General features: G+C 66.6%; 3 protein-coding genes and 1 pseudogene. 1 reads left to right on the top strand and 3 read right to left on the bottom strand.

The genetic code is table 11. The features are described 5' to 3' along the window. The first annotated feature begins 1479 nt into the window (after nucleotides 1-1479). A complete protein-coding gene (locus ACWEBX_RS37150) occupies nucleotides 1480-1782 on the top strand; it encodes a hypothetical protein (protein WP_451889150.1) in 303 nt (100 codons plus the stop codon). 15 nt (nucleotides 1783-1797) lie between these two features. Here ACWEBX_RS37150 and ACWEBX_RS37145 read toward each other — a convergent pair. From ACWEBX_RS37145 to ACWEBX_RS37135, 3 genes and pseudogenes are all read right to left on the bottom strand, one after another. Beyond that, nucleotides 1798-2671 (bottom strand): annotated as a pseudogene (locus tag ACWEBX_RS37145) (IS5 family transposase). Between the two features lie 160 nt (nucleotides 2672-2831). Next, nucleotides 2832-3032: a contact-dependent growth inhibition system immunity protein gene (locus tag ACWEBX_RS37140; RefSeq protein ID WP_451889152.1), complete on the bottom strand. Its 201-nt coding sequence runs from the start codon at nucleotides 3030-3032 to the stop codon at nucleotides 2832-2834. Between the two features lie 153 nt (nucleotides 3033-3185). Beyond that, on the bottom strand, nucleotides 3186-4436 hold the full coding sequence (locus ACWEBX_RS37135; protein WP_451889151.1) for a hypothetical protein: 1251 nt from the start codon (nucleotides 4434-4436) through the stop codon (nucleotides 3186-3188). Between the last annotated feature and the right edge of the window lie 835 nt (nucleotides 4437-5271).

Below are 5271 nucleotides of genomic sequence, written 5' to 3'. Positions count from 1 at the left end.
CTGCAGGGGGGACCCTGTGGGAGAGTAGGACGCCGCCGAACAAATTTTGAGAAAACCCCCGGACCGGGGATACCGGTCCGGGGGTTTTCTGCGTTCAGAATCATTTTCCCGAATATCGAGGCCAGCCCGTCAGCGCTACGAGCCTGGTCGTCAGCCGGCACCAGATTCGTACGGAGGGGGCGGGCCGACGCCGGATGGCGTCGAGCCGGCTGACGAGCTGCCGGAGTGCGCGAGCGTTCCGCGGTGTCATGGCTTGCGTCACGGTGTCGAGGAGAGCCCGGGCTTCGAGGGGATTGCCGCAGCAGTACCAGTGAACGTCGCCCAACTCGTGGTCCTGCCACAGCTGGCGCTCGGCGCGGCGGACATAGTCCTTCCAGAGGCGTACGGCCTCGCTGACGCCCCCTGGCTGCAGGTAGTTGCGGGTGCGTTCGAGACGAGCGATCTCTGCCAGTGCACTCGAGGACAAGCCGTCGATGCCTGGCTCTGCTTCCGGTGTCCGGTGCCGCGGAATGCCGGCCCGGACGCGTCCTGGCCGCCTACGCGGCATGGACCCTTCGGTTCGTGGTCATGCCGCACATCGTGTGCCACGATCCCGAACGATGTCGAACGAGTTTGCTCAGGAGACAGACTCGACGCTGAGCGACTGACTACAAAGATCGGCCGGGTTGGGGCTCGCTTGGGCAAGCACGCGAGCCGCACGTTGATCGTCGCTGATGGCCGACCGGCGCGTTGGCGCCAGGCGGAAAGCAGTCATTGCCGCGAGGGTCCCGGAGACTCTGTCCGTCCACGAGGCCAGCCACGCGGGTGAAAGCGAACGTCGCCCATGAGACCGGATCACGGCACGAGCGCGGGGCATCCATCGGATAGCCAGTGGCCCTACATCTCAACGCCAGTGCAGTTGAACTGAGTTGTCGGCGGGTGACGAGGCGGGCGATCACGAGTACGACGACCCTGTGGGCGAGGACCTGGTCGCAGCCGCGATAGGCGAACAGCGAGTCCGGCCTGCGGCGGGAGCACGGGCTCATCCAGTGCTCTGACCGCATGGGATCGCCGGATTGGTGGTCGGGGCGGTTGGATGTGCGGCGAATCCGTCCATCCGATGCTCCACCAAACCTACGCGTCCCGGGCCAACCCGATCGAGGCCCACTTCGGGCTGCTGCGGCCACCTGGCGGCAACTGCCGCTGGCCTTCGGCGCCTCCTGGCAGCAGGTGCACCGCCGCTTCACCTGCTGGTCCAAGGCCCGGGTGTGGGCCAAGCTGCACTGTGTCGTGCTTGACCGGCTAGGCATGGAGGGCGAGTTGGACTGGTCGCGATGCGCGCTCGACCCGGTCGTCTAAACCCGGCGAACCAATGCGGTCAGAGCACCAGGAGCTGTCCGGCCGATCACTGACGGCGTGTGTCTGGCCGCTACTTAAGGCACCTGTGACGGCAGCCTGAACTGGATTGCCCGGGGTCTGCTGGTGCGCGACCATCCTCGGATGGATACGGATGAGGGCCGGAAGCTGGTGCGGGTTGTGCAGACGTGTTCTGCCTGCCCGTCGCAGTGGGATGCCTGGACGGTATACGGCCAGTACTTGTTTCTCCGATACCGGCATGGAGAGGGCTGCGTCGAGTGGCATCCTGGCCCGGACCTTGATGCCGACACTTCGGACTCTTGGAACGAGGGCCTCTCGGGGCTCCTGACTGAATGGGACGACGGCACCGGTAGTGGTGCCATCAGCCTTGAGGACTTCCTCGCGGCAGCGGGCCTGGCGTTGGTGCCGGGCGCCTCGGTGAGCTGACGTCGTTGCACGCGGTCATGTGCGGAGCCAGATGACCCGGGCGGCCGCGGTGACGGTGCCGAGGAAGACGTATCCGCGCTTGTCGTAACGGGTTGCGACGGCACGGGAGTTCTTCAGCTTGTTGATAGCCCTCTCGACGGTATTGCGCTTCTTGTACCGGTCCTCGTCGAAGCCTGGTGGCCGTCCGCCGCGCGATCCTTTGCGCAGGCCCGCGGCCTGGCCGTCGGCCTTCTCCGGGATCGTGTGCCGGGCTTCTTGCGGGGCCTGCCCAACCCGAGCCGGGGGACCCGGATCTTCTCCAGCACCGGAACGAACTGGGTGCAGTCCGCCCGCTGCCCCGGCGTGACGATCAGGGACAGCGGGCGGCAGCGGCCGTCCGCGCTCAGGTGGATCTTGCTGGTGAAGCCGCCGCGCGAGCGGCCCAGGCCCTCGCCTCCCGCACCACCTCCATCAGTCGGCTGACGAGGCTCTGCCACGGAGTTTCGTCCTGGTGTTCCACCAGCTCGTCCCCCTTTGAGCCAGCGAGGGCCGGCGGCGGGCCGGTGCGGGCGCCGGCCGCGTGCTGGTGGGCGCGCACGATGGTGGAGTCCACCGAGATGTCCCAGTCGATCTCGCCCTCCGCGCCGGCCGCAGCCTGGATCCACTGCAGCAGCCGTTCCCAGGTGCCGTCGGCCGACCACAGCCGATGGCGCTCGTAGACCGTCTTCCACGGCCCGAACCGCTCCGGCAGATCGCGCCAGTGAACGCCCGTCCGAACCCGGTGCAGAATCCCGTCGATCACCTGCCGGTGATCACGCCACCGCCCGCACCGACCGTTGTTCTCCGGCAGGAACGGCTGTAGCCGCTCCCACTCCGCGTCTGACAGATCACCACGTTCACCCCGCCCCATACACAGGACAACGATCCGACCAGGCGACAGTCACATGATCGGCCGGACAGCTCCTGGCCGCTGTTAGAAGGCCCTCGCTGTAATACCTACCGCTCCAGGAAGCTCGCGGCCTTCTGCGACAGGGGTGACGGTAGGTCGGGCGGCTTCGAGACGATCGCGTTCAGCTCCAGGCGGGCGTCGGGCACTGTTGCCAGATGGTGGGGCTTCTGGTCAGGACAGCGGACAGTAGATCGCCCTCGTACGTGTCGCCTTCGGCCATCGGGTCGTCCCGCAGCACTTCCAGCGCGAGCGGCAGCAGGTAGGCGAGGCCCAGGTCCTGCCCGATCAACAGACGCAGGTCCTCAACGGTCAGTTTGCCGATCGGCCGAAGGCGAAGGGCGTGCGCTGTCGAGACAAGGCGAGTTGCGTCAGCGGCGGCCGGGGCCAGCGGTCGTGCTCAAAGTCTTCCAGCGAGCGGTCACGGATTGCGAGCCGGGGTACTGGTGGATCCCGACGACGCTGCATGGTCCGCGCCTCAGCTCTCTTCGTTGTGTTCCTCATCGGCGCCGCGCCGGCGGAGGACTCGGCCGGCTATCCCGCTCGAGAGATTGCCCGTCACCGACCTGGCGCGGTCGAGGGTCCCGAGGCCGAGGCGCCTGGCGGCATCGACGCCTTCCGCACCCGCCTCGAACACCTTGTCCCTCGCTTCCGTGGCCGCATCGGCCCATCGTTTCGCGTCCAGCGACTGTCGACCGAGCTCGATCCCGAGCCGTCCGTGGAAGTCGACGACGGCGATCGCGACGTGGTTGCCCGAATGCACCACTGACGGTGAGGCGGTCGGGTGCAGCAGGACTTTCGTGTTGGCCGTTCCCACGACCGCGTCCACACGGGCCAGCAGACGCTCTGTGCTTCTTGAGATGAGCTCCATACGGTTCTGCCGGGCAGCCCGAAGTGCGAGGCGATGCCGTTCCAGCTCGTCCGGGGACGCATCCAGCACACGATCGAGTTCGAGCACGGCGATCGCTTCGTGCAGTTGGAAACAACGAGCCAGTACAGCGAGCCACTCCCGAACCGTGGACTCGGCGTCCTTGGATGCCTTGGCCAGATCACCGATTTTGGTCTTGCGCTCCATCTTCTCGGCGAGCGCGTCGAGTTGATGCAGCGCGTAGGCCTGGGTTCGCGCGATCGTCATCGGCGTGGTCTGCACCTTCGACCAGGTGACCTCGGAGACCCGACCCACCTGTTCTCGGACGGTCATGGCCTCCTCGAGGATGAAGCCCGCTCCGATCATGTCGGCCGACACCGCGTCCTTCTGGGCGCGGAGCACGTCGTCGACCTTCTCGTCGATCGCGGCGAGATAGTCGGTGATCTCGTCCATGGTCTGCTGCATCGCAAGTTGTGCCATGAGCCCCGCGGCACCGGCCAGAAGAGCAGGGTTGCTCAGAAGCGATCCGGGCGTCCTCGCCAATTCGAGGAGTCCTTTGATCCTGCCGTTCTCTGTCAGCACGGCTCGGTTGGAGCCCGCGTGCGAGCCCTTCATCAGCTTGTACTTCTTGAGGGCCTGCGAGGACTGCTCGGTCAGCTTCACCCAGCGACCCGAGTTGGCCGCTATCTCGGACCCTGCCTGTCCGGCTCCGGCCACGGCGCTGAGGGTTGATCCGAGCCGTGAGAGTCCGAGGTCCTTCGACGGCAGTCCTTCGGAGACGAGGAAGCGTTCGACAGCTGTCGGACTCCCGATGACCGCCAGGCCGTCGCCGTCGCTGATCAGCTGAACGTCGTCATCCATCGTCGTCTCCTGAAGTGGCTCTTCGCAGGCGAGTGCGTGGGCGGCGGCGTGCGCGGCGGTGGCTGAGGAGGGAACGAGGTCGTCCGATGACGGAAGCTCCCCCTGGCCCACCTGGAAGCCCTCGACGTGCCTGACGCTACCTTCGTCCACCCTGACCCGAGCGAGGTTCTGTCACCTCGATGAGATCGGCGACGGCAGTAGCGTCTGCCAGGTGACCGACGACGCCGTCATCTGGGATCGACGCGCGGGCTTGCTGCCTGAGGCCGAGGCACGGGAAGCACCGTCCCGCAATCCATGGGTGAGGTCGAGCAGGACATGGTCGGTCTTGCCCTCGTCCCCTGGATCGCCTGCACGCGATGCGGCCGGGTCCTGATGTGCCCATGCCCGAGAAGGCTGGGGAGACCTCTCCTACCGCGCTACTACGTCATCACAACGTCGAACCGAGCCATCGCCCTACGCCTGTTCCCTGCCGGCTCCGCCGCCGCGGCCTTCGCTGCCATCGGCCAACATGCTCAAGACAACGGCAGGCGCCTCTGCGCCGCGTCGCCTCAGAACCCGGCCATGGACCCACACGGTCATGCCACACCGCGATGTCGTTCCTGGGCCCAGCTGGCACCTGTCCAGTGATCCGTATGAAGTGACCTTGGTCTGCGGCTGGATCTTGCCGTGGCAGTCGGGGCGTGCGGACGTTCGGGGTTGCGCATGGTCGATGCCGGCCGAGCGCTTGCTTGGGCGAGACAAAAGATCTTGACAGGCGGGTGTTGACACTGCCCTGCCGCGTGAGTAAAGTTCTTCGAGTTGTCACGGAGCCGGTCTGGTTCCGGGACGGCACCTC

This window comes from Streptomyces sp. NPDC005070, assembly GCF_053600395.1.
The sequence above is the reverse complement of the archived record's forward strand: the minus strand, read 5'-3'. Positions and strand labels throughout refer to the sequence as shown.